This is a genomic window from Thermomonas sp., assembly GCF_029945965.1.
In the GTDB taxonomy this organism is placed as follows: domain Bacteria; phylum Pseudomonadota; class Gammaproteobacteria; order Xanthomonadales; family Xanthomonadaceae; genus Thermomonas.
In genome coordinates this window covers 334,952-358,559 of record NZ_JAQSDO010000020.1, presented here as the reverse complement: position 1 = coordinate 358,559, position 23,608 = coordinate 334,952, and the positions used below count along the sequence as shown (strand labels likewise).

General features: G+C 62.4%; 19 protein-coding genes and 2 pseudogenes. 11 read left to right on the top strand and 10 right to left on the bottom strand.

Features of this window, described 5'->3' with window-relative positions; all coding sequences use genetic code 11:
• Positions 1–13: 13 nt before the first annotated feature.
• Positions 14–2,596 carry an ATP-dependent chaperone ClpB gene (clpB, locus tag PSV05_RS14365; RefSeq protein ID WP_300066606.1) on the bottom strand — a complete coding sequence of 861 codons (2,583 nt, stop codon included), beginning with the start codon at positions 2,594–2,596 and terminating at the stop codon, positions 14–16.
• Between the two features lie 180 nt (positions 2,597–2,776).
• Between clpB and PSV05_RS14360 the strand changes: the two genes are divergently transcribed.
• Positions 2,777–3,919, top strand: a complete 1,143-nt coding sequence (locus PSV05_RS14360) for a saccharopine dehydrogenase NADP-binding domain-containing protein (protein ID WP_300066603.1) — start codon at positions 2,777–2,779, stop codon at positions 3,917–3,919.
• Here PSV05_RS14360 and PSV05_RS14355 read toward each other — a convergent pair.
• Genes PSV05_RS14355 through rluD form a run of 4 tightly spaced genes read right to left on the bottom strand, consistent with a single transcriptional unit; the run spans position 3,916 to position 6,707 of the window.
• On the bottom strand, positions 3,916–4,374 hold the full coding sequence (locus PSV05_RS14355) for a thiol-disulfide oxidoreductase DCC family protein (RefSeq protein ID WP_300066600.1): 459 nt from the start codon (positions 4,372–4,374) through the stop codon (positions 3,916–3,918). The genes PSV05_RS14360 and PSV05_RS14355 overlap by 4 nt on opposite strands.
• A complete protein-coding gene (locus PSV05_RS14350; protein WP_300066597.1) occupies positions 4,371–4,916 on the bottom strand; it encodes a DUF4166 domain-containing protein in 546 nt (181 codons plus the stop codon). Before PSV05_RS14350 ends, PSV05_RS14355 begins: the two co-directional genes overlap by 4 nt.
• 1 nt (position 4,917) lies before the next feature.
• On the bottom strand, positions 4,918–5,676 hold the full coding sequence (pgeF, locus tag PSV05_RS14345) for a peptidoglycan editing factor PgeF (protein WP_300066594.1): 759 nt from the start codon (positions 5,674–5,676) through the stop codon (positions 4,918–4,920).
• Complete coding sequence (gene rluD, locus PSV05_RS14340) at positions 5,673–6,707, bottom strand: 23S rRNA pseudouridine(1911/1915/1917) synthase RluD (protein WP_300066591.1); 1,035 nt, start codon at positions 6,705–6,707, stop codon at positions 5,673–5,675. Before rluD ends, pgeF begins: the two co-directional genes overlap by 4 nt.
• Before the next feature lie 94 nt (positions 6,708–6,801).
• On the opposite strand from rluD, the gene PSV05_RS14335 reads away from it, so the two are divergent.
• Positions 6,802–7,656, top strand: a complete 855-nt coding sequence (locus PSV05_RS14335; RefSeq protein WP_300066588.1) for an outer membrane protein assembly factor BamD — start codon at positions 6,802–6,804, stop codon at positions 7,654–7,656.
• 76 nt (positions 7,657–7,732) lie between these two features.
• Here the strand turns inward: PSV05_RS14335 and PSV05_RS14330 are convergent, their stop codons facing one another.
• The 3 genes from PSV05_RS14330 to sucC all read right to left on the bottom strand — a co-directional run bounded on the left by PSV05_RS14330 (position 7,733) and on the right by sucC (position 11,649).
• Entirely contained in the window at positions 7,733–9,370 is a 1,638-nt protein-coding gene (locus PSV05_RS14330; RefSeq protein WP_300066585.1) for an NAD+ synthase, read from the bottom strand.
• 83 nt (positions 9,371–9,453) lie between these two features.
• Positions 9,454–10,329 carry a succinate--CoA ligase subunit alpha gene (gene sucD, locus PSV05_RS14325; RefSeq protein ID WP_300066549.1) on the bottom strand — a complete coding sequence of 292 codons (876 nt, stop codon included), beginning with the start codon at positions 10,327–10,329 and terminating at the stop codon, positions 9,454–9,456.
• Between the two features lie 153 nt (positions 10,330–10,482).
• Positions 10,483–11,649: an ADP-forming succinate--CoA ligase subunit beta gene (gene sucC, locus PSV05_RS14320; protein WP_300066546.1), complete on the bottom strand. Its 1,167-nt coding sequence runs from the start codon at positions 11,647–11,649 to the stop codon at positions 10,483–10,485.
• Between the two features lie 214 nt (positions 11,650–11,863).
• On the opposite strand from sucC, the gene PSV05_RS14315 reads away from it, so the two are divergent.
• Positions 11,864–13,474: an ATP-binding protein gene (locus tag PSV05_RS14315; RefSeq protein WP_300066543.1), complete on the top strand. Its 1,611-nt coding sequence runs from the start codon at positions 11,864–11,866 to the stop codon at positions 13,472–13,474.
• A 98-nt stretch (positions 13,475–13,572) separates the two neighbouring features.
• Positions 13,573–14,985, top strand: a complete 1,413-nt coding sequence (locus tag PSV05_RS14310) for a sigma-54 dependent transcriptional regulator (protein ID WP_300066540.1) — start codon at positions 13,573–13,575, stop codon at positions 14,983–14,985.
• Between the two features lie 75 nt (positions 14,986–15,060).
• Here the strand turns inward: PSV05_RS14310 and PSV05_RS14305 are convergent, their stop codons facing one another.
• Both PSV05_RS14305 and PSV05_RS14300 read right to left on the bottom strand, forming a co-directional pair.
• Positions 15,061–15,762: a nucleotidyl transferase AbiEii/AbiGii toxin family protein gene (locus tag PSV05_RS14305; RefSeq protein WP_300067037.1), complete on the bottom strand. Its 702-nt coding sequence runs from the start codon at positions 15,760–15,762 to the stop codon at positions 15,061–15,063.
• A 28-nt stretch (positions 15,763–15,790) separates the two neighbouring features.
• A complete protein-coding gene (locus PSV05_RS14300; RefSeq protein ID WP_300066537.1) occupies positions 15,791–16,294 on the bottom strand; it encodes a helix-turn-helix transcriptional regulator in 504 nt (167 codons plus the stop codon).
• Positions 16,295–16,729: 435 nt separating this feature from the next.
• Here PSV05_RS14300 and PSV05_RS14295 point away from each other — a divergent pair.
• The 7 genes and pseudogenes from PSV05_RS14295 to PSV05_RS14265 form a co-directional block, all read left to right on the top strand.
• A pseudogene (locus tag PSV05_RS14295) lies at positions 16,730–16,822 on the top strand (prepilin-type N-terminal cleavage/methylation domain-containing protein); the annotation flags it as partial.
• Between the two features lie 429 nt (positions 16,823–17,251).
• A pseudogene (locus PSV05_RS14290) lies at positions 17,252–17,344 on the top strand (prepilin-type N-terminal cleavage/methylation domain-containing protein); the annotation flags it as partial.
• Between the two features lie 494 nt (positions 17,345–17,838).
• Positions 17,839–19,710, top strand: a complete 1,872-nt coding sequence (locus tag PSV05_RS14285) for a hypothetical protein (protein ID WP_300066534.1) — start codon at positions 17,839–17,841, stop codon at positions 19,708–19,710.
• Positions 19,711–19,981: 271 nt separating this feature from the next.
• Positions 19,982–20,752, top strand: a complete 771-nt coding sequence (rfbF, locus tag PSV05_RS14280) for a glucose-1-phosphate cytidylyltransferase (protein ID WP_300067034.1) — start codon at positions 19,982–19,984, stop codon at positions 20,750–20,752.
• Entirely contained in the window at positions 20,734–21,840 is a 1,107-nt protein-coding gene (gene rfbG, locus PSV05_RS14275) for a CDP-glucose 4,6-dehydratase (RefSeq protein ID WP_300066532.1), read from the top strand. The genes rfbF and rfbG overlap by 19 nt, the downstream gene beginning before the upstream one ends.
• Positions 21,837–22,388 (top strand): dTDP-4-dehydrorhamnose 3,5-epimerase, encoded by a 552-nt coding sequence (rfbC, locus tag PSV05_RS14270; RefSeq protein ID WP_300066529.1) that lies wholly within the window; start codon positions 21,837–21,839, stop codon positions 22,386–22,388. The genes rfbG and rfbC overlap by 4 nt, the downstream gene beginning before the upstream one ends.
• The gene (locus PSV05_RS14265) at positions 22,385–23,608 is read left to right on the top strand and encodes a class I SAM-dependent methyltransferase (protein WP_300066526.1); all 1,224 of its coding nucleotides are present in this window, start codon (positions 22,385–22,387) and stop codon (positions 23,606–23,608) included. The genes rfbC and PSV05_RS14265 overlap by 4 nt, the downstream gene beginning before the upstream one ends.

The following is a 23,608-nucleotide window of genomic DNA, read 5'->3' as shown; positions in this document are numbered from 1 at the left end:
GGCCCGCTCTACATCATTTCGCGAACACCAGTTTGCCCGTTTCGGCATCGACCTTGATGGTGTCGCCGTTGCCGAATCCGCCCGACAGGATCTGCGTGGCCAGCGGATTTTCCAGCTGCTGCTGGATCGCCCGCTTGAGCGGACGCGCGCCGTACACCGGATCAAAGCCGGCATTCGCAAGCAGCGCATAGGCCGCGTCGGTCAGTTCGATCGTGATGCCGCGCTCGCCCAGCCGCTTCTCAAGTCCGCGCAACTGGATCTTCGCGATCTGCCGGATCTGGTTCTTGTCCAGTGAATGGAACACGACGATGTCGTCCAGCCGGTTGATGAACTCCGGGCGGAAATGCGCCTGCACCACGCCCATGACGGCCGCCTTCATCTGCATGTAAGCCTCAGGCGAATCATCACCATCCATGTCCTGGATCTGGTGCGAGCCCAGGTTCGAGGTCATCACGATGACGGTGTTGCGGAAATCCACGGTGCGGCCCTGACCATCGGTCAGGCGGCCATCATCGAGCACCTGCAGCAGGATGTTGAACACGTCCGGATGCGCTTTTTCCACCTCATCCAGCAGGATCACGCTATACGGGCGGCGGCGCACGGCTTCGGTCAGGTAGCCGCCCTCCTCATAGCCGACATAGCCCGGCGGTGCGCCGATCAACCGCGCGACCGAATGCTTCTCCATGAATTCGCTCATGTCGATGCGCACCATGGCGTCGGTACTGTCGAACAGGAAATCTGCCAATGCTTTGGCTAGCTCGGTCTTGCCGACGCCGGTTGGGCCCAGGAACAGGAACGAGCCACTGGGCCGGTTCGGGTCAGACAGGCCGGCGCGCGATCGGCGCACGGCATCGGACACGACCTTGATCGCCTCCTCCTGACCGACCACATGCGTATGCAGCTGCGCTTCCATCTGCAGCAACTTGTCGCGCTCGCCCTCCAGCATCTTGCTGACCGGAATCCCGGTCCAGCGCGATACCACCTGCGCGATTTCTTCGGCGGTGACCTTGTCCTGCAACAGGGTGAAGCCTTGTTTTTCAGCTTCCTGCGCGGCCTGCAACTGCTTCTCCAGCTGTGGCAAGGTGCCATATTGGATTTCGCTCATGCGTGCGTAGTCCTGGTGGCGCTGCGCGGCTTCCAGTTCGAGTTTCGCAGCCTCGATCTGTTCCTTGATTTTGGTCGCGGCCTGCACGGTCGCCTTCTCGGCCTTCCATACTTCGTTGAGGTCATCGAACGCGCGCTCGAGCGTGGTGATGTCGTCCTGCAGGTCGGCCAAGCGTTTCTTGGATTCGGCGTCCTTCTCCTTCTTCAGCGCCTCGCGCTGGATCTTGAGCTGGATCAGCCGGCGTTCCTTGCGATCAAGTTCCTCCGGCTTGGAGTCGATTTCCATGCGGATGCGCGATGCCGCTTCGTCCATCAGGTCGATCGCCTTGTCCGGCAACTGGCGATCAGCGATGTAGCGGTTGCTCAGCGTCGCCGCAGCGACGATCGCCGGATCGGTGATCTCCACGCCATGATGGACCGCGTAGCGTTCCTTCAGGCCGCGCAAAATGGCAATGGTGTCCTCGACCGAAGGCTCACCGACGAATACTTTCTGGAACCTACGCTCCAGCGCGGCATCCTTTTCGACGTACTTGCGGTATTCGTCCAGCGTGGTCGCGCCGATGCAATGCAGTTCGCCGCGGGCAAGCGCGGGCTTGAGCATGTTGCCGGCATCCATCGCACCATCGGCCTTGCCGGCGCCGACCACGGTGTGCAATTCATCAATGAACAGGATGATCTGGCCTTCATTCTTGGCCAAGTCATTCAGTACCGACTTCAGGCGCTCCTCGAATTCACCGCGGAACTTCGCGCCGGCGATCAACGCGCCCATGTCGAGACTCAGCACGCGCTTGCCCTTGAGTCCTTCGGGCACTTCACCATTGATGATGCGCTGGGCCAGGCCCTCGACAATCGCGGTCTTGCCGACGCCGGGCTCGCCGATCAGCACCGGGTTGTTCTTGGTGCGCCGCTGCAAGACTTGAATCGTGCGGCGGATTTCCTCATCGCGGCCGATCACCGGATCCAGCTTGCCCTTCTCGCTGAGGGCGGTCAGGTCGATGGTGTATTTCTCAAGCGCCTGGCGTGCTTCCTCGGCGTTTTCGTCTTGCACTTTTTCGCCTCCACGCATGGCATCAATCGCAGTTTCGAGTTTCTGCTTGCTGGCACCGGCCGCTTTCAGCGCCTTGCCCGCATCACCGTTGTCGTCGACCGCGGCAAGCAGGAACAGCTCGCTGGCGATAAAGCCATCGCCACGCTGCTGAGCCAACTTGTCGGTGACATTCAGCAGCCGCGACAGATCGTTGCCAACACTGACGCTGCCAGCTTGCCCGGACACCTTCGGCAGTTTGTCCAATGCTTCGCCAAGCCGCTCGCGCAGCAGGGGCACGTTGACACCGGCCTGGGTCAGCAACGGGCGCGTACCGCCGCCCTGCTGATCCAGCAGCGCCACCAGCAGGTGCGCGGGTTCGATCAGGTTGTGGTCGCGTCCAACCGCCAACGACTGTGCGTCGCTCAAGGCCTGCTGGAAGCGCGAGGTGAGTTTGTCCATGCGCATTGGGTGTCTCCGGAGCGTTCGAATTCACGGGACCGGTCGTGCGCCGGCAATAGCCTATAGATGCGGGCTGTCGCCAAGCATGCAAGATGCGGTGTCAACGCAGCCTCATCATCGACATCGACTCCAACATCAGGCTGGCCGGGACACCCGATTGAATCCGGGTGTCCCTACAATCCGCGCATGGCGCAGTTCCGCATCCTCATCCTTGGTGGCTATGGCCTGTTTGGCGGGCGTATCGTGGCCGCATTGGCAGACGATCCTGCGTTTACGCTGATCGTCGCCGGCCGCGATACAGAGCGTGCGTCGCGCTTCGTTGCCGACCTTGGCGAGCCCCGGGCATTGATCGAGGTCGCGACACTCGATACCACTGCAGCCACATTCGACGGGCAGCTCGCCGAGCTGCGCCCCGACATCGTCATCGACACTGCCGGCCCCTTCCAGGCTCGAGACTATCGAGTCGCAGAAGCTGCATTGGCGATTGGCGCGCACTGCATCGACCTGGCTGATGGTCGTGCCTATGTGTCTGGCATCGGAACGCTGGATGCGCCTGCACGCACCGCCAATCGGCGCGTGGTGTCGGGTGCCAGCAGCATGCCGGGCCTGAACGCAGCGGTGGTCGCCGCACTTCGACCGCGGTTTTCGACGCTGGAGTCGGTGGAAACCGCGATCTCGCCTGGCAACCGTACCGCGCGCGGCTGGGCGACGATGCTGGCGATCCTCGGCTATGTCGGCAAGCCCTACCGCGTGCTGCACGATGGTCAGTGGCAAGTCGCACACGGCTGGCAATCGCTGCGCCGGATTCGCATTGAAAACGTTGGTACACGTTGGGCCGCGCGCTGCGAGGTGCCTGATCTGGATGTATTGCCTACGCGCTACCCGGAGCTTCGCACCGTCGAGTTCCGTGCCGGCCTTGAGCTTTGGCGCATGCATTTCGGCCTGTGGCTGGGTAGCCTGGCGGTTCGCTTCGGGCCATTGCGCAGCTTGCTGCCATTCGCGCGCCCTCTGTTCGCGCTAAGCGAGCGTTGGCAAAACATCGGCAGCGATGTCGGTGTGATGCAAGTCGTGCTGCATGGGCGTGGTCATGACGGCGGCCCGCTGACGCTCACCTGGACCTTGGTCGCCCGCGATGGCCATGGCCCGCAGATTCCGGCGACGGCTGCCGTATTGCTTGCGCGCAAGCTGGCGCGTGGCGAACTGACTGGTAGTGGCGCCACGGCTTGCATCGACCTGTTCACGCTGGATGAATTTCTGCTGGAACTCGCTGGTTACGCGATGCAAGCATCGCTGGAAGAACAGCACGACACATTCCGGCGAGCGAACTAGAGGAAACGTGACGTATTCGCCGGATCCGGCATCAGGCACGCGTCATGCCGGCCAAACCAGCGATAGCGGTTGCGCGCAAGCATGAGGTAAAGCGGATCACCCATCACGCGCGGCACCACGGCTGCAATCGCCAACAACCGCCAGACGCCACCCAGACCGACCAACACCCTGCGGATCGCGGTGACGCCCAGCGACACGCGCGGATCTGATCCACGATCATGCTCGATCAACAGGAACGAGGTCGGGTCGTCCGGATCCAATCCGTGTTCAGCCAGCAATGCACGACCCGCTGGCGTCTGCATCGCGGCGAAGCGATAACGGCGCTTGCGGTCATGGCGCAACAGGAAGCGCACCCAGCCGTTGCACAATACGCAGACGCCATCGAACACGATGATGGCGACCTGATTGGCGTGGTCCGCGACCGGCGCATCTTTCAATTGAGTCACTTCACTCATGGGACGCTGAGCCAGCCATGATAGTGAACGAGCAGTCCGGCCAAAGGCAGCGCCGCCTGCACATCGAAATGGTAGCGCTCGCCTTCGGCCCATTCGCGTGCAGCGACCTGCGAAAACCAGGACGCGGGCAACGGCAGCATGCCGAGTACGCGCACCTGGCGCACCATCCATTCGATGCCGCCTTCATGCGTTTCCAGGTGGAACCCGAACGTCACCAGGCCTAGCCGTTCGCACAGCAGGCCTTCGCCAGCCCACAACCTTGAGGCCATCGCGTGCCTGCCGACATGCCGGGTCCAGCGCTCGCGTTGCGCACCCGACATGATCTCCACCGTAATCGGACCGGTTCCGGCAGACGGCAACCGGGTAGCCCAGGCACATAGCCGCGAAAGTAGACTGCGGCCACGAACCACCTCGACTTCGCCGCGATAAGTGTGGCTGCCAACTTGCAGGTGCAGGCGTTGCACTGGTATCGGCAGCGCTTCGAAGGCCTCGATGCCAAGCAACTGGCGAAACAGGGCGTCGTGCCCCGAGGCGTTGCTCATGTCAGCTGCCTTCGCGCCAAACCAGCGTCGCCATCCGTCCGCTGCGTTGGTCGCGACGGTGTGAGAAGAAACGCAACGGATCAGAGATCGTGCACAGCCCACCGCCGTAGATGTTGTTCGGGGCGATGCCGGTATTGGCGAGTCGTTGCCGGGCCAGTGCATGCAGGTCGACCCGCCAATGACCGGGCCGCGTCGCCACGAATGCAGATGCAGCACGTGCATCACGCAACACGAACGCGTCAAAAACCTCCTGCCCGATCTCATACACCTGCGATCCGGCGCACGGGCCCAGCCACGCGACGATGTCATCTGCAGGCGTATGCATCGCGGCCACCGCAGCTTCCAGCATGCCATCGGCCAGTCCACGCCAGCCGGCGTGCGCGGCAGCGATTTCACTGCCGTCTTGCGCCGCGAATATGGCCGGCAGGCAATCGGCGGTAAGGATCGCCAGCACCGTGCCGGGCGTTGAGGTTACCGATGCGTCGGCTTCAGGCTCATCGACGCCGGGCTCGATGGCAACTTCGATCCCATGCACCTGATGCAGCCAGCGCGGCGCGGATGGCAATGCCAACGCGGCTTCAAGCTGTTGGCGATTCTCGATGACGGTTGCCGGCTCATCGCCGCAGCGCAGGCCAAGGTTCAACGCATCAAATGGTGCTTGCGACCCACCCAACCCGTGCCGCAGTGTGGTCAACGCGCGCACGCCGGGCGGCGCCGGCCAATCGGCATCGAGCCAGGCTGTCGATGCGGCACGCGTCATCTGTGCGCGTGTTCCGTGTGGGCAGCGGCGTCCTCGCGCAGCAGGCGCAGCAGGTTCTGTATGTCGTCCGGGATCGGCGCACTGCAGCGGACCGGCTCGCCAGTAATGGGGTGCATGAATTCCAGTACTTCGGCATGCAGGGCTTGGCGCTTCATTCCACGCAAGCCGACGATGAATTCCTCGCTGGCACCCTTGGGCAACTTGAACGAGCCACCGTACAACTTGTCACCGACGATTGGGTGCTTCAGGTGCGCCATATGCACGCGGATCTGGTGAGTGCGGCCGGTTTCCAGCCTGCACTCCAGCGCGGTGTGCGTGCGGTAACGTTCGCGCAGGCGGAAATGGGTGACCGCGTCCTTGCCGTCCTCGCGCACGGCCATGCGTAAACGATCGCGCGGATGGCGGTCGATCGCACCGGTGGCGGTGCCGCCGGATACCAATGCGCCCACGACGATCGCCAGGTATTGGCGATGCACTTCGCGGGAAGAGAGTTGCGCAACCAGCGAGGTATGCGCTTCAAGCGTGCGCGCAACCACCATGACGCCGCTGGTGTCCTTATCCAGCCGATGCACGATGCCGGCGCGCGGCAGCAGCTCCAGCGTGGGGTCGCGATGTAGCAGCGCATTGACCATGGTGCCGGTGGGATTGCCTGCTCCCGGATGCACCACCAGCCCAGCCGGCTTGTTGATCACGAAGACATCGGCGTCCTCGTAGACCACATCCAGCGGGATATCTTCCGGCAGCGCGCGGGTCTGGACGTCCTGGATCGCGGTCAGCGTGACCTGCTCGCCACCGCGCACCGGGTCGCGGCCACGGATCTGCCCACCATCCACGCTGACATCGCCGGACTTGATCCAGGCCGACAGCCGGGAACGCGAATATTGCGGGAACAGTTCGGCCAGAACCGCATCCAGCCGGCGGCCGGCAGCAGATTCAGGGACGGTCGCGTGGCGCTGCGTGGATGGGGAGTCAGGCTGGCCAAGGTCGTCATGGACAGGTTCGTTGTCGTTCTGGCTAGGGTCGTTGGGCATTTTCGATTCAGGCGCGGCACAGGCCCGGTGGCCCAGCTCTCAAAGCGGACTGCTATTATCCGCCCTTCGTGCCCTCGGCGCCCGCTTGATGCCCATGACCCAGCGTTCCCCCATGTTGCGCTCCCCGCTCCGGCTGTTCGCCGTACTGGCGCTTGCCCTCGTCCTGACCACCACCGGTTGTGCCAGGGTCAAGGGCATGTTCAAGGACAAGGACAAGAACGAAGGCCTGCCCGTCAGCCAGCTGTACGACCGCGCCCACAAGCTCATGGAAGGCGGCCGCTGGAGCAGCGCCAGCGAGGTATTCACCCGCCTGATCGCGCAATACCCGTACGGCGCGTATACCGAACAGGCGCTGATGGAACAGGCCTACGCCGAGTACAAATCGGGCAAGCATGATGATTCGGTCTCCACCATCGACCGCTTCATCCGCACCTACCCGACCCACAAGAACATCGCCTATCTGTATTACCTGCGCGGCTTGTCCAACATGGCCCGCAACACGGTGTTCCTGTCCAAGGCGTTCAAGCTGGACATGAGCAACCGCGACCTGCAGTCGCCACAGCAGGCCTACAGCGATTTCAGCACCGTGGCCACGCGCTATCCGAACAGCACATACGCCGCCGATGCACGCCAGCGCATGGTGTTCCTGCGCAACGAGTTCGCCCGCTTCGAACTCAACAGCGGCCTGTACTACCTGCGCCGCGGCGCCTGGGTGGCAGCGGCCGACCGTGGCACCTATCTGCTGGAAACCTATCCGCAGAGCGAATACCAGAACGACGCAGTGGCGCTACTGGCCGAGTCCTATACGCGCATGGGCAATGCCAGGCTGGCCGCCGATGCACGCCGCGTGCTGGAGCAGAATGATCCGCAGCATCCGTGGCTGAGCGGGCATTGGCCGAAGGGACCCGGGATCTTCACGCGCCTGAACCCGTTGGCGGGCGACAAGTAAGAACGAAAAGTAAAAAATATAAAAAAGGGGACGGAGGGAATTAAGTTCGCTTAATTCCCTCCGTCCCCTTTTCGGTTCAGCCGCGATAGCCGTTGGTGATCGGGTAACGCCGCTCCCGGCCGAACGCGCGTCGGCTGACCTTGGGTCCCGGCGCAGACTGGTGGCGCTTCCACTCGCTGATACGCACAAGGCGCAGCATCCGGTCGACGATCTCCGGATCAAAACCAGCCGCCACGATCTCCGCGCGCGATTGCTCCTGGTCGATATTGCGCAGCAATATTGCGTCCAGCACGTCGTATGGCGGCAGCGAGTCCTGGTCTTTCTGGTTGTCGCGCAATTCCGCCGAAGGTGGACGGTCGATCACCGCCTGCGGGATCACCGGTGCACCGCCGACCGTATTGCGCCAACGTGCCAAGTCGAACACTTCGGTCTTGTACAGGTCCTTGATCGGCGCATAGCCGCCGCACATATCGCCATAGATCGTCGCGTAGCCAACGGCATACTCACTCTTGTTGCCGGTGGTGAGCAGCAGGCCGCCAAGTTTGTTCGAGAGCGCCATCAGCAATCCGCCACGAATGCGCGACTGCAGGTTTTCCTCGGTCGTATCCACCGCCAGGCCGGCGAAGGTCTCCGCCAATGTGTCCAGGTACGCCTGGAAAGGTTTTTCAATCGGCAGCGCGATGAGCTTCACACCCAGCACGTCGCACTGGTCCTGCGCCAGGTCGTTCGACAGGCCCGCGGTATAACGCGACGGCATCCGCACCGCAGTGACGTTCTCCGCGCCAAGCGCATCGACTGCAATGGCCAGCACCACCGACGAATCGATGCCGCCGCTCAGGCCCAACCAGACCTTTTCGAAGCCATTCTTGTGGCAGTAATCGTGGGTACCGCGGACCACTGCACGCCAGGCCAGCGCATCGCGACTCTCGTCGCCATCGGCTTCCCATTGCAGCGGCGAGAACTTGCGCGAGGCCTGGTCGAACTCGACCAACAGCCATTGGTCGGTGAACGCCGCCGCTGCCGGCGACAAGGTGCCGTCGGCATCGGCCACCACGCTGGCACCGTCGAACACCAGCGCATCCTGCCCGCCGACCATGTTGAGGTAAGCGATCGCCACCCCACTTTCGGCGACACGTTGCGCCAGCAAGGCATCGCGCTGGGCATGCTTGTCACGCTCGAACGGCGAGGCATTCAGCACCAGCGCGAGCTCGGCGCCTGCAGTCACCGTGGTCGCAAGCGGTTCGGCGAACCAAAGGTCCTCGCAGATCAGCACACCGATCTGCACGCCGTTGACCTCGAATACGCAGTCGTCGCGATCCGGGTCGACATCGAAATAGCGGCGGTCATCGAACACCGCGTAATTCGGCAACTCGCGCTTGCGGTAGGTCACCTCGATGCCGCCATCGCGCAGCACGCTGGCGGCGTTGTAGACCACCGCACCGGCGGCTTGCGGCCAGCCCACCACCACCACGATGCCATGCGTCTGCAAGGCAATCGCCTGCAGCGCGGCCTCGCAATCCTGCAGGAACGACGGCCGGTACAGCAGGTCTTCTGGCGGATAGCCGGACAACGCCAGCTCCGGGAACAGCACCACGTCCGCGTCGAGGCGGTCGCGTGCGAAATCGATCATGCCGGCGATACGCGCGGCATTGCCGTTCACGTCGCCAACCGGGAAGTCGAACTGGGCCATCGCGATGCGGAGGGTCTTTGACATCTGGGCATCCTAAACGCGGAAGGCCGCACAATGGCGGCCTTCCTTGAACTACAAACCGATCACGGCATCGCAGCCGCTCCGTATTACTTCGCCAAACGCTTCGCGATCGCCGCACCCAGGTCGCCTGGGGACTTCACCGTGGTCACGCCCGCTGCTTCCAGCGCAGCAAACTTGCCCTCGGCAGTTCCGTTGCCGCCGGAGGCAATCGCGCCGGCATGGCCCATGCGCTTGCCCTTCGGCGCCGACGCACCGGCGATGAAGCCAACCACTGGCTTGGTCACGTGCTGCGAAATGAACTCGGCCGCCTCTTCCTCGGCACTGCCGCCGATTTCGCCAACCAGAATAATACCCTCGGTCTGCGCATCGTCCTGGAACAGTTTCAGGCAATCGATGAAGTTCAAGCCATTGATCGGGTCGCCGCCGATACCAATGACCGTCGACTGGCCCAGGCCGGCATCGGTGGTCTGCTTCACGGCCTCATAGGTCAACGTGCCAGAACGAGAAACAATGGCGATCTTGCCCGGCATGTGGATATGGCCCGGCATGATCCCGATCTTGCACTCGCCCGGAGTGATGATGCCCGGGCAGTTTGGACCGACCAGCACGACCTCGGGGTAGCCCTTCAATGTGTTCTTGACCCGCAGCATATCCAGCACCGGAATGCCTTCGGTGATGCACACGATGACCTTGATGCCGGCATCGGCCGCTTCCAGGATCGCGTCGGCCGCGAACGGTGGTGGCACGTAGATGACGGAGGCATCGGCGCCGGTTTCGGCGACCGCATCGGCCACGGTGTTGAAGACCGGCAGGCCAAGGTGCTCGGTGCCACCCTTGCCGGGGGTCACGCCACCAACGACCTTGGTGCCATAGTCGAGCATCTGTTCGGCGTGGAACGAACCTTGCGAGCCAGTGAAGCCCTGCACGATGACTTTGGTAGATTTATTGATCAGAACGGACATGTGTTTCGAATCCTGAGGTTGTTGACCCCTTCCCCCGCCTGCGGGGGAAGGTTGGGATGGGGGCGGCGCTTGCTAGCAGCCCCCATCCGCCTTCGGCACCTTCCCAGCTTTGCACACCCTTCGGGCGCCGCCGCAGGGGAAGGAAGGTAAATGTCAGGCGGCTTTCGCAGCCGCGACCGCTTTCTTGGCGCCGTCGTTGATGTCATCGGCGGCGGTAATCGCCAGCCCGGAGTTCTTCAGCAATGCCTTGCCGGCCTCCACATTGGTGCCCTCAAGCCGCACGATCACCGGCACCTTGACGTCCACTTCCTTGACTGCGGCGATGATGCCTTCGGCGATCATGTCGCAGCGGACGATACCGCCGAAGATGTTGACGAAAATCGCCTTCACGTCGGGCGCGCGCAGGATCAGCTTGAACGCCTCGGTCACGCGCTCCTTGGTTGCCCCGCCACCGACGTCAAGGAAGTTCGCCGGCTCGCCGCCATTGAGCTTGATCACATCCATGGTCGCCATCGCCAGGCCGGCGCCATTGACCATGCAACCGATGTTGCCGTCCATGGTCACGTAGTTCAGGTCGAACTTTGATGCCAGCACTTCGGTCTCGTCTTCCTGCGCGATGTCGCGCATTTCCACCAGTTCGGGGTGGCGGAAGTTGGCGTTGTCGTCGGAATTGATCTTGCCGTCGAGCACCGCCAGGTTGCCATCGGTGAGGATCGCCAGTGGATTGAGTTCCACCAGCGCCAGGTCCTTCTCATTGAACAGCTTGTACAGGCCCAGCATGATCTTGGTCAGTTGGCCGACCTGCTTGGCGGTCAGGCCCAGCGCGAAGCCCAGGTCACGACACTGGTAGGGCTGCAGGTCCTGCACGTAGTTCACATGCAGGGTCTTGATCGCATCGGGGTTTTCGACCGCAGTGGTCTCGATCTCGACGCCGCCATCACTGGAGGCGATGAAGGTGATCGTCTGGGTCGAGCGGTCCACCAGCACGGAGAGATAGAGCTCCTTGGCAATGTCGGTGGCCGTGGTCACCAGCACCGAATCCACCGGCAGCGCAACGCCAGCCGACTGGTAGGTTTCCATCCTGGTACCGAGCATGCCCTTGGCGTACTCACGCACTTCGTCGAAGGACTTGGAGTACTTGACGCCACCGGCCTTGCCACGGCCACCGGCATGGATCTGCGCCTTGACCATCCAGGCGTTGCCGCCGATCGCCTTGGCCGCGTCGACGGCCTCCTCCGGGGAGCGCGCAACGCGCCCGGCCGGTACCGCTATGCCGTAATCGGCAAACAACTGTTTTGCCTGGTATTCGTGGAAATTCATGATTCACCGAGGGGAGTGGGTGTCTTTTAAAGGCGTCGCTTGTTAAAGCGTGGCCTGTAAGGCGTGGCCGGTAAGGGCGTGAACGCACCGCAGCTGCCAAAAACTCGGACCGGCGCGGGCGGAACGATCATTTTAGCGTAGCTGGCGCTGGGCCGCTGGCACCGGGTCACTGCAGGCGGCATAGAAAAGCGTGGAGGTTGCCTATACTCAGCGCGTGCATGATCAAATCACCCGCCGCGACAACTATCCTCACGGCCGGGCCGCCATCCGCCGCGAGCTGTATTACTTCACCCTGTACCGGATCCTGGAAGCCGCCCTGCTGTGCCTGGTGGTGTTCAGTCCGATCGGCATCCTGATCGGCGAGCCATATGCTCCCGCCCTTGGCCGCATCGTCACGCTGCTCTACCTGGTAGCGGCGATTACCATTTTTTTTACCGGGCGCAGTGGCCATATGCGCCCGCAGGTGTTGGTGGGCGTGCTGCTGGACGTCAGCGTGGCGACACTGGCGATCCATGCGCTGCCCGGCGCGGCATCCGGCATATCGATGATGCTGTTGTTCAATGTCGGCGCCGCCGCCTTGCTGTTGCCATTGCGACTGGGCCTGGGCGCTGCGACCTTGGCGGCACTGGCACTGATCGGCGAGTACCTGTTGCGCGCGCTGTCCGCAAACGGAGCTGGCCGACCACTGGCCGAACTGCTGATGTTCACGGTCAGCTACCTGGCCATTGCGACCCTGACCAACCTGCTCGGCCGGCAGATGCGCGCCAGCGAAGCATTGGCCGCACGCCGCGGCAGCCAGGCCGACAACCTCGCGGAAATCAACGAACTGATCATCCGCCGCATGCGCACAGGCGTGTTACTGGTCGATGGCGACGGCGAGGTCAAGCTGGCCAACGAGGCCTCGATGCTGCAGCTGGGCGGGATCGGCGAGGGTCGACGCACGCTGGCGCAGGTCGCGCCGGAACTAGCCAAGCGCCTGCAACGCTGGCGAATCGATGGCGCCAGTGACGTGATCCCGCTGCGACTGGCGCCAGACCTGCCGGAAGTACTGCCGCGCTTCGCCCGGCTGTTGGCCGATGACGCCCAGGTGCTGGTGTTCCTGGACGACACCTCGCTGGTTTCGCGCAGGGCCGAATCGCTCACATTGGCCACCCTGGGCCGGTTTTCCGCCAGCCTGGCCCACGAGATACGCAACCCATTGGCGGCAATCAGCTATGCCACCCAATTGATGGAGGAGTCACCAGACATCCCGGAAGCGGATCGCCGCCTGCTGGCGATCATTTACCAGCAAACGCACCGGATGAACGGCATCGTCGAAAACGTGTTGAGCCTGGCCCGGCGCGAGCGCGCGCAGCCCGAAAACGTGGACCTGGTGGAATTCGCCCGCCACTTCGTCGACGACTATCGCAACATCCATCCGCTGGAAAACGACCAACTCGACGTGATCAGCACCAATCGGCCGATCACCGCCATGGTCGACCGCCGCCAACTGCAGCAGGCGGTGACCGTTCTGGTGCATAACGCCCTGGTCTACGGACGGATGCCCGGCGAACCGGCCCGGATCAGCCTGCGCGTACACGCCAGCGATGCCGGCGCACCCATGCTGGATGTCGCCGACCGTGGCCCGGGAATGCCGGAAACCGTGGCCAATCAGTTGTTCCGTCCGTTCTTCACCACGTCCGAATACGGCACGGGCCTGGGCCTGTACATCGCTCGCGAGCTTTGCAATGCCAACCAGGCCACCCTGGAGCATGTCCCGGTTCCAGGCGGCGGTTGCTGTTTCCGTATCAAGATGATCGGAGCCGGCGCGTTCGCATCTGCCTGACGATCCATTTTGTTATTCGATTTTCATGTCCGATGCTCACACCTGCCGCATCACGTCATACTTGGACGTAACGCGGCAACGCGCTATCTTGCAAGCCAATGACAGCCAATAGTCGTAGCAGCCAAACCAGCGCGCTTATCGTCGATGACGAACGCGATATCCGTGAGTTGCTGGTGCTCACCCTCGGGCGCATGGGATTGCGCTGCGACACCGCCTCTTCGCTGGCCGATGCCCGCGCCCTGCTGCGCCACAACCAGTACGCCCTGTGCCTGACCGACATGCGCCTGGCGGACGGCACCGGCATGGACCTGATCAAGGATATCAGCCAACTGTACCCGGACACTCCGGTCGCCATGATCACCGCGTTTGGCAACCAGGAGGCCGCAGTGGATGCGCTCAAGGCTGGCGCCTTCGACTTCGTCAGCAAGCCAGTTGATCTCAGCGTGCTGCGCGGCCTGGTGCAGAACGCGCTGGACTTGTCGGAGAAACCACGCACCACCACCCACGGCACCCGGCCTCCTCCCGATGGCCCGGGCGCACGCTTGCTGGGCAAGTCGCCGGCGATGGATGAGCTTCGCGACACCATGTCCAAGGTCGCCCGCAGCCAGGCGCCGGTGTATATCGGTGGTGAATCCGGCGTCGGCAAGGAGCTGGTCGCGCGCACCATCCATGACGAAGGCGCCCGCACAGCGGGGCCATTCGTGCCCGTGAACTGCGGCGCGATCCCCACTGAACTGATGGAAAGCGAGTTCTTCGGCCACAAGAAGGGCAGCTTTACTGGCGCCCATGCGGACAAACCGGGCCTGTTCCAGGCCGCGCAGGGCGGCACATTGTTCCTGGACGAAGTCGCCGAGCTGCCGCTGTCCATGCAGGTCAAGCTGTTGCGCGCGATCCAGGAAAAATCGATCCGCCCGGTTGGCGCCAATACCGAAATCTCGGTGGACGTGCGCATCCTGTCGGCGACCCACAAGAAACTGGGCATGCTGGTGGACGAAGGCCGCTTCCGGCATGACCTGTACTACCGCATCAACGTGATTGAACTGCGGGTACCGCCATTGCGTGAGCGCCGCGAGGACCTGCCGCTGCTTGCCAATGCGATCCTGGCGCGGCTGGCGACCGCCCAGCAGCGCCCGGTGCCGACCTTGCATACGGACGCCAGCGAGGCCCTGAGCCGCTACAACTTCCCCGGCAATGTGCGTGAACTGGAGAACATCCTGGAACGCGCGTTTGCCCTGGCCGACGACGACAGCATCCGCAGCGCTGATCTGCGCCTGCCCGAGAACCGGCCCAGCGGCCCGGCGCAAGCAGCCGCCGCGCACCTGGACCCAAGCCTCATCGACCCGCGCGAATCCGCCGCCAGCGCGCTACCCAGCTTCATCGAGGAAATCGAGCGCAAGGCGATCGAACAGGCCCTGACCGACAACCGCTACAACAAGACCAGGGCCGCTGCGCAGCTGGGCATCACCTTCCGAGCCCTGCGCTACAAGCTGAAAAAGCTCGGAATCGACTGAGTCAGACGCGTCGCATCCTGCAAGGTCGCGAACAAGTCCCATTTGATGACTACGCACCACACCGCCATCGCGGCGTCAACGACCCACATCAGCAGCCTCTCGCGACACCGCCACCAGCCGGCGCTCCAAGCGCCGCAATTTCTGCTGCACGGCCGCAGGCGGCTCCCGGATGGAGAGCGCGGCCACGCAGCGCGCCAACCAGCCATTGCGCACGCGCAGCGCAACCAATGCCTTTTCAAGATCTGTTGCCACCGAGGGGCCATAGGCAGCGAATGCCTTGTCCAGGGCGGGCGTCAGCTTGCGCGGCGGCAGATCCATGAACGCCAAATCGATGACGTCCCGGGAAAAAACACTGTCGTCCCGCCAGCGATCCGCATTTGCGAGCAGCTTGCTGGCAGCCAAGTCGTTCCACCCCAGCGTCGCCACGTCGCACACTTCGTCTGTGACACTTGGGTACGCGAATTCGACGCGACCTTCGTGAACGATCTCGAACTTGATCGGTTTCAGCCCGATGTCAACGAAGCCGCGCAGCCCGTACTGATCCATGCGCAACTCCCGCGTAAGTGGCAATGGCGTAACGCCGGGACGTGTCAACGCCGCCAGGCTGGTCGCCGCGCGCAGGCGCTGGCGCAACTCTCGATAACCTGCGCCGTCCGAAACCAGGAAATCGATATCCACGGACTCGCGGAACTCGCCAAGACGCAAGGAAATGGCGGTACCCCCACCAAACCAGCACGCGTGATCGCGTAGCAAGCCACCATCGAGCGATTCCAACACGCGGGCGATGCGCTGGTGATGTGGCCGGTCATACATCCGCAGTAGCCTCGCCGAATACATCACGCAGCGCACGCAGCAACAACTGCTCACCCGGCGAGAGTTCGTCCAGATCGAGATGTCGTGCGTTTCGCGTGTACAAACCGAATGCCTCGCGCGGGCTCAGAGTGTCTACGGCCTCACCTACCTGCCACGCCAGGCGGCGCAGCCCTGGGTAATCCGTCAACCGGATGTGCAAGGGCAGCGCGTCCTCCAGCAAGACCAGTACCGCAGATTCTTCACTATCGCCAACCGCCTTACCGATGCCAAGGTGTAGCTGCATACCCAATACCTCAGCGGCCGCCAGCAAGGAACCCCACGCCACGCCGAACTCCCCCTTTTCCAGCCGATGCCACGTCACCCGCGAGATCCCCGCAGTCTCCGCAGCCACGGTCATGCTGATCCCGAGCGTCTTTCGGTGTGCCCGCAGCGCGGCACCAAGCTGTCGCGCCTGATCAAGAATAGGGTTCTTTGCAAGAGTCTTCTGAGCTGACACACCCACTCCTGAGCAGGATATGTTTCATATATTATACATTAACGGGATAATGTCAATTATAAGATACTTTTTTGAGCAGATCTGCTTGCAAGGCGATAAAGCAGCCTTGAACGCGTCCTATGGCACTCTTGGTGGGAGGGTTGCCGCTAATCAATCCCATCGTCATGGGTGGAGGCAATGCGCAATCCACCTCTTTCTTCACATTTGCAAGTGACGCTCTACGTCACAAATCAACGCAAACGCATGTTTCTGCACAATCAGCCAAACGTGAAAACGTGACCGAATTTCCAGAATTCACTTGAAAAGTCCATCCAGATGACTTGGCACGCATCCTGCGTTATACCTTGCACGTGCGAAGGCTCTGCAGATGCCGAAGGACCGAGCACCGTTGTACCGACGCACGTAAACACACCAACACCTCCTAGGGGTTACATCATGAAGAAGACACAAAGTGGTTTTACCTTGATCGAACTGATGATCGTGGTTGCGATCATCGCCATCCTGGCCGCCATCGCGCTGCCGGCTTACAACAACTATCGCATCAAGGCGGCGGAAAATGCCTGCCTTGGCGAGGCCAAGGCCTACGCCAACTCTTGGGTGGCCGCCTCGTTGTCCTCGATGACCCTTCCCGTTGTCGTCAACAAGGCGTGCAAGTCTGGCAGCATGCCGGCCGGCGCCTTTGCGGCTAATTCCCCGGGTATCATTGGCACCACCTGCAGCCCAACAACGGGTAGCTGCACTTCACCGTAATTCACACGCACACCTGTGCGAGTCGCTTGGAAAAGCCCCTCGTGAGAGGGGCTTTTTTATGGGGCGCCAGCCAGCAACAGCTTGTGTAGAGGCAGCCCCTATCCGAGACGCCGATCGCACTTGTGCACTTGCCATACAGTCATCGTTTCTTGGCATGGATTTTGCTCTTTGAGATAGGTAAGGCAATTCTTGCCGGGGGACACCACCATGCGCAGCACCACACGCGGCTTTACCTTGATCGAACTGATGATCGTGGTGGCCATCATCGCCATCCTGGCCGCCATTGCGCTGCCGGCCTACAACGCTTACCGCGTCAAGGCTGCCGACCGGGCCTGCCTGGCCGAAGCCAAGGGCTACACGAGTTCCTGGGTGACCGCCTCAGTTGCGCAGATGGGACTTCCGGCATGGGTCGCCAGTGCTTGCAAGTTGCCCGTCTCCGGCACCGGGGCTGCAACCGTACCCAGCAGCTTCAGTGCCGCTGATCCAGGTACCGCAACAATTTCCTGCAGCGCCACCACTGCAAGTTGCTCGTAACTGACGGCCGCAGTTGCATCAAGTTCAGCACAGAGCCCCTCGCAAGAGGGGCTTTCTTATGGGAGCGCACTCAGCTACAGCGTGCATAGGCGCGGTTTCCGTCTCCCTATCCGAGACGGCGCCCACACTTGCGCGCAGGCCACCCAATTACCAATTGACAATTGGCACGCCCTTTGGGTGGGGCGCGGGCGTCCTGCGGCGCACCGGGTTCAGTGATCGCTGATAATCGGATGTCTTGCCGCCAACCCACGCGAAGATACATGCCCATCACCAATCGCCGGTTCCTGCTCTCCAGCCTGATCGTCGCCCTGATTGCAGGACTGTTGTTCACCCCCGGACTGCCGGGCGCGTTCGTGTTCGATGACATCCCCAACATCGTCAACAACCAGACGCTCCAGATAACCCAGCTGGATGCCGATTCCCTGGCCAAGGTGGCGTTCAGCCCGCAGCCCTCGGGCAACATGCGCATGCTGCCAACGCTCTCCTTCGCACTGGATTACTGGCGCGGCGGTGGCATGGACCCAGCAGTCTTCAAGACCACCAATATCGTCATCCATGCGCTCACTGCCTTTGCATTGGCCTGGTTTTTTTTGAACCTGCTGCTGATCTCGGGTGTCCCCGGCGCGCGCGCGCGATGGGTGGCCCCGGCCCTTGCCATGGCCTGGGCCGCGCATCCCTTGCAGGTGTCCTCCGTGCTGTACGTGGTCCAGCGCATGCAGACCATGGGCACATTGTTCCTGGTACTGGCGTTGTGGGCCTACCTGAAAGCACGACAGGCACAAATCGAAGGCCGATCCGGCCGAACGGGCTTGCTCTGCGCCGCGCTGCTGTGGGTGGTCGCCATGGGGTGCAAGGAGGATTCCGTCCTGCTACCCGCCTACACCCTTGCCTTGGAGCTGACCGTATTGCGCTTCGCCGCGGCCAGTCCGCGCCTGGCTAGCCGCCTTCGGCGCGGATACCTGATTGCGGCGCTGGCGGGTGCAGCGGCTTACGTCATCGTGGTCATCCCGCACTACTGGCAGTGGGATGTGTACCCGGGCCGCGACTTTTCAACCTGGGAGCGCTTGCTGACCCAGGCAAGAGTGCTGTGTATGTACCTGTGGCAGATCCTGGTGCCGTTGCCACAGCACATGCCGTTCTACTACGACGGGCTGCAGCCCTCTCGCGGTTTGCTGCAGCCATGGACCACACTGCCCGCCATTGCGCTGCTGTTGGCGTTGCTGGGCGTCGCATGGCGGCTGCGCACGCGCTGGCCCTTGTTTGCGCTGGGCGTGTTCCTGTTTTTCAGTGCCCACTTCATTACCAGTAATGTTGTGGGGCTGGAACTGGCCTTCGAGCATCGCAACAATTTCGCCCTCATTGGTGCGGTATTGGCCGTGGGCAGCCTGTTGGCGCATGCCAGCCTGCGCATGCGTGTTCGCCCTGCCATGCAGGCCACCCTGTGTGTGGCCTTGATGATTGCACTGGGCAGCGCCACGATGCTGCGCGCCCATACCTGGCGCAGCAGCCTGGCACTGGAGCGCACAAGCACCCAACTGGCCCCCAACTCCGCGCGCGCCTGGTATTTGTTGTGTGCGGACTATGTCGAGTCAGGTGGCGGCGCAGTGCGCGCCAACCCGTTGCTGGATCAGGCAATCGAAACCTGCGGCACGGGAGCCACGGCGGCCCCTTACGCGCTCAGCAACCTTGCCATGCTGGTGGTACTGAAAACCATCCGCGGCGATGTAACCCCGCACGACTGGGACCGCTTGCAGCAACGAATGCAAACCATGCGGATGACCGTCGATAATCGCGGCGTTTTTCTGCTGCTCATGACAAACGCGCGTAATGGGGTGAAGCTGGACAAGCATGAGCTACTCAAAGCGCTCGAAACAGAGGTTCAGAGAGGGCAGCTTGAGCCGTTCAACCTCGCCTCGATCGGCTATTTCATCAAGGACGTTCTGGCGGAGCCGGATCTGGCCATCCCCTATTTCGTTCAAGCCATCAAGGCCGCACCGCCCAAAGATCCACTTCCCCAACAGCTGGGTGCCGAGCTCAGGACCGAGGGCAGGCCAGACCTGGCCGAAACGATTGAACAAGTTGGCTTGGCGAGACGCGTTACGGCGGACGCTTCACGTAATGGAAATCCATGAGTCCTCGACGAGTCGCCAATGCACCTCGCCCCGAGCAGAGTTCAGTCAAGTCAGCTCGTTTCGTAAAGGTGTTACGCGATCCTCGCTGCGAATCCTGCTGCGCCAAGTAGCGAACAGGCTTCGGTGGACTCATTCCTGATCACCCGTTGTGCCTGACGAGCAAAAATTGGCCTTCAAATCAAATCGATATTTTCAACACGTACAATCGTGACTGGTGCATGTGGAAATCCTCAGCAGCATGTTCAAGAGTTTTGGAACGGAGCATCCGAATATGAAGGCCGTCGTGCTTGCAGGTGGACTTGGAACGCGGATCAGCGAAGAAACCACGCTGCGCCCGAAGCCAATGATCGAGATTGGCGGCAAGCCGGTGCTCTGGCACATTCTCAAGACATATTCGCACTTCGGCATCAACGACTTTGTCATCTGCCTGGGCTACAAGGGCTACATGGTGAAGGAGTACTTCGCTAATTATTTCCTGCATACGTCAGACGTCACTTTTGACCTGGCACGCAACGAGATGCAGGTGCACCATCGCCACGCCGAACCATGGCGGGTGACTTTGGTCGATACCGGTGAGCTCACCCAGACCGGCGGCCGGCTGAAGCGCGCATCGGAATTCCTCGACGGCGACACCTTCTGCTTCACCTATGGCGATGGTCTGTCCAACATCGACATCGGCGCCGAACTGGCCTTTCATCGCGAACATGGCGCACTGGCGACGGCGTGCGCAGTGCAACCGCCCGGCCGGTTCGGCGCACTCGACATCAACGCCAACCGCATCACCCGTTTCACTGAGAAGCCACAAGGCGACGGCTCCTGGATCAACGGCGGGTTCTTCGTGCTCGAACCAGATGCGCTGCGTTACATCGACGGCGACGACAGCGTATGGGAACGCGAGCCGCTGGAAGCGCTCGCACGCGATGGGCAATTGGCGGCCTACGCCCACGACGGTTTTTGGCAGCCGATGGACACGCTGCGCGACAAGATCAAGCTGGAAGAACTGTGGCAGAGCGGGAGCGCGCCTTGGAAGCGCTGGGATTAAATCCATTATTTGGTGGTCTTTACGCTGGCCGCCGCGTCCTGGTGACCGGCCACACCGGGTTCAAGGGCTCGTGGCTGGTGCTTTGGCTGCAGGCGCTTGGGGCCGAAGTCAGCGGGCTCGCACTCGACCCCGATACCGACCCGTCACACTGGCAGCTACTCAATCTGCAGCTCAAGCACGAGGCGCGCATCGACTTGCGCGATGCCGCAGCCGTGACTGCCGCCATCGCCGCAGCCGCGCCTGAGGTCATTTTCCACCTCGCCGCGCAGCCACTGGTGCGACGCAGCTATCGCGAGCCTGCAACCACATTCGACACCAATGTCGGCGGACTCGTGCACCTGCTCGACGCGGTGCGGGTGTGCCCTTCGGTACGCGTTGTGATCAACGCAACCACCGACAAGGTCTACGAACCGCATGCCGTGCCGGACGTTTACCGCGAGGACGATCGCCTCGGCGGGCACGACCCGTACAGCACCTCGAAAGCCTGCGCCGAATTGGTGTCGACCTGCTATCGGCGTAGCTACTTCGATTTTGACGACGGCCGCGGGCACACGGTGCAACTGGCGACCGCGCGCGCGGGCAATGTCATCGGCGGCGGCGACTGGGGCGAGGACCGGCTGGTGCCCGACTTCATGCGAGCCACGTCGAGCGGCCGGACGTTGCGCATCCGTAATCCGCGGGCGACCCGTCCATGGCAGCACGTGCTGGACCCGCTCTCTGGCTACCTTCGTGCAGCACAGGCATTGCTCAGCGGAACGGCGGGCGGTGACGCCTGGAATTTCGGACCTGCCGCTGATGCCACCCTCACCGTCGGCGATGTTGTCGCCCGCCTTCAGCGCGAGTTCCCCAAGGTAAAGGTCGAAACCGATGCCGGCCCGCATCCGCATGAAGCCGGGCAACTCTCTCTGGACTGCAGCAAAGCCGCGCGCGAACTCGCATGGCGTCCGGTATGGAACGCGGACACGACCCTGCAACGCACCGCGCAGTGGTACCGCGCCTACTCCACAGGCGGCAGCGTGTGCAGCCGCGACGATCTCGTCGCCTATGTGGACGATGCGCGCAGCGCCGGCCTGGAATGGGCGACATGAAGCTGTTGCCGACGCCATTGGCAGGCCTGCAGATTGTGCAAACCGTGTCGAATGCTGACGCCCGCGGATCGTTCGAGCGCCTGTTCTGCGAACAGGAATGGGCACCGTTGCGTGCAGGCCTGCGCTTCGTCCAGGTCAACCTCTCGACGACCGCCGAGCGCGGTAGCGTGCGTGGCATGCACTTCCAGCGCGAACCTGCAGCGGAGGCAAAGCTGATCCGTTGCGTGCGCGGGCATGCCTTCGACGTTGCAATCGACGTGCGTGTCGGATCGCCAACCTTCCTGAAGTGGCACGCGATCGAACTGCGCGCGGCAGAACCGCGGGCCATCTTCATTCCTGAAGGCTTTGCGCACGGCTTCCAGGCCTTGAGTGATGACGTGCAACTGCTGTACTTCCACACCACGCCGTGGACGCCTGCTTGCGAAGGCGGGCTGCGTCATGATGATCCGCGCCTGGCGATCGACTGGCCGCTGCCGCCGATCCATGTGTCAGACCGCGACCGTGCGCATCCACTGCTCGACGACACCTTCGTGGGAGTACAGGCATGAAGTGCCGTTTCTGCGGGACGCTCTTGCGCGACGTGTTCCTGGACCTTGGTACGGCGCCGCCGTCGAACGCCTTCCTGTCCCATGAAGCGCTGCAAGCACCCGAGGCATGGTTTCCGCTGAAGCTGTACACCTGCGCGCAATGTCATCTTGTCCAGGTCGATGAGGTCCAGCACCACGAACAACTGTTTGCACCGGACTACGCTTATTTTTCGTCGTACTCGCGCTCGTGGCTGCAACACGCCGAACATTACGTGTCGGCAGTCGTGCCGCGATTGTCACTCGACGCCGGCAGTCTGGTGGTCGAAGTAGCGTCCAACGACGGCTACCTGCTGCAATACGTCAGCGCGCGTGACATTCCCTGCGTCGGCGTCGAACCAACCGCCGGCACCGCGCAGGCGGCCCGCATGCGCGGGATCGAAACCGAAGAACGATTCTTCGGCGAGGCGTTCGCGCGTGGATTCGCCAATCGTCGTGGCCACGCCGACCTGATCGTCGCCAACAACGTGCTCGCGCATGTCCCCGACATAAACGACTTCGTTGCCGGCTTTGCGGCGCTGCTTGCACCACAGGGCGTGGTCACGATCGAGTTCCCGCATCTGCTGGAGCTGGTCGCCAACCGCCAGTTCGATACGGTCTACCACGAGCATTTTTCCTATCTGTCGTTGCATACGACGTGTCGGATTCTTGCGGCGCACGGCCTGCGCGTGTGGGATGTGGAATCGCTGCTTACCCATGGTGGTTCGTTGCGTATCTGGGCCTGCCGCGACGACGCCATGCACCCCGGAACGCCTGCGGTGGCGGCGATGCTGGCGAAGGAACAGGCCGCCGGGATGTTCGAGCTGACTTGGTACCAGGGCTTCCAGTCGGTCGCCGAGGTGGTAAAGAATGATTTCCTGACGTTCCTGCTTCTGCAGAAACGTAACGGCAAACAGGTCGCCGGTTATGGCGCAGCGGCGAAGGGCAACACCCTGCTCAACTTCGCCGGCGTGCGAACTGACCTGCTGGCCTTCGTCGCCGATGCCTCGCCGCACAAGCAGGGACGCTACCTGCCCGGCGCGCGCATCCCGGTCGTCGACGAACAGCACTTGCGCGAGGCCAAGCCGGACTTCGTGGTAGTCCTGCCCTGGAACCTGCGCGAAGAGATCACGGCGCAGCTCGCGTACATCCGTGAATGGGGTGGGAAATTCGTGGTTGCGGTGCCGAGTCTGGAGGTTCTTTGA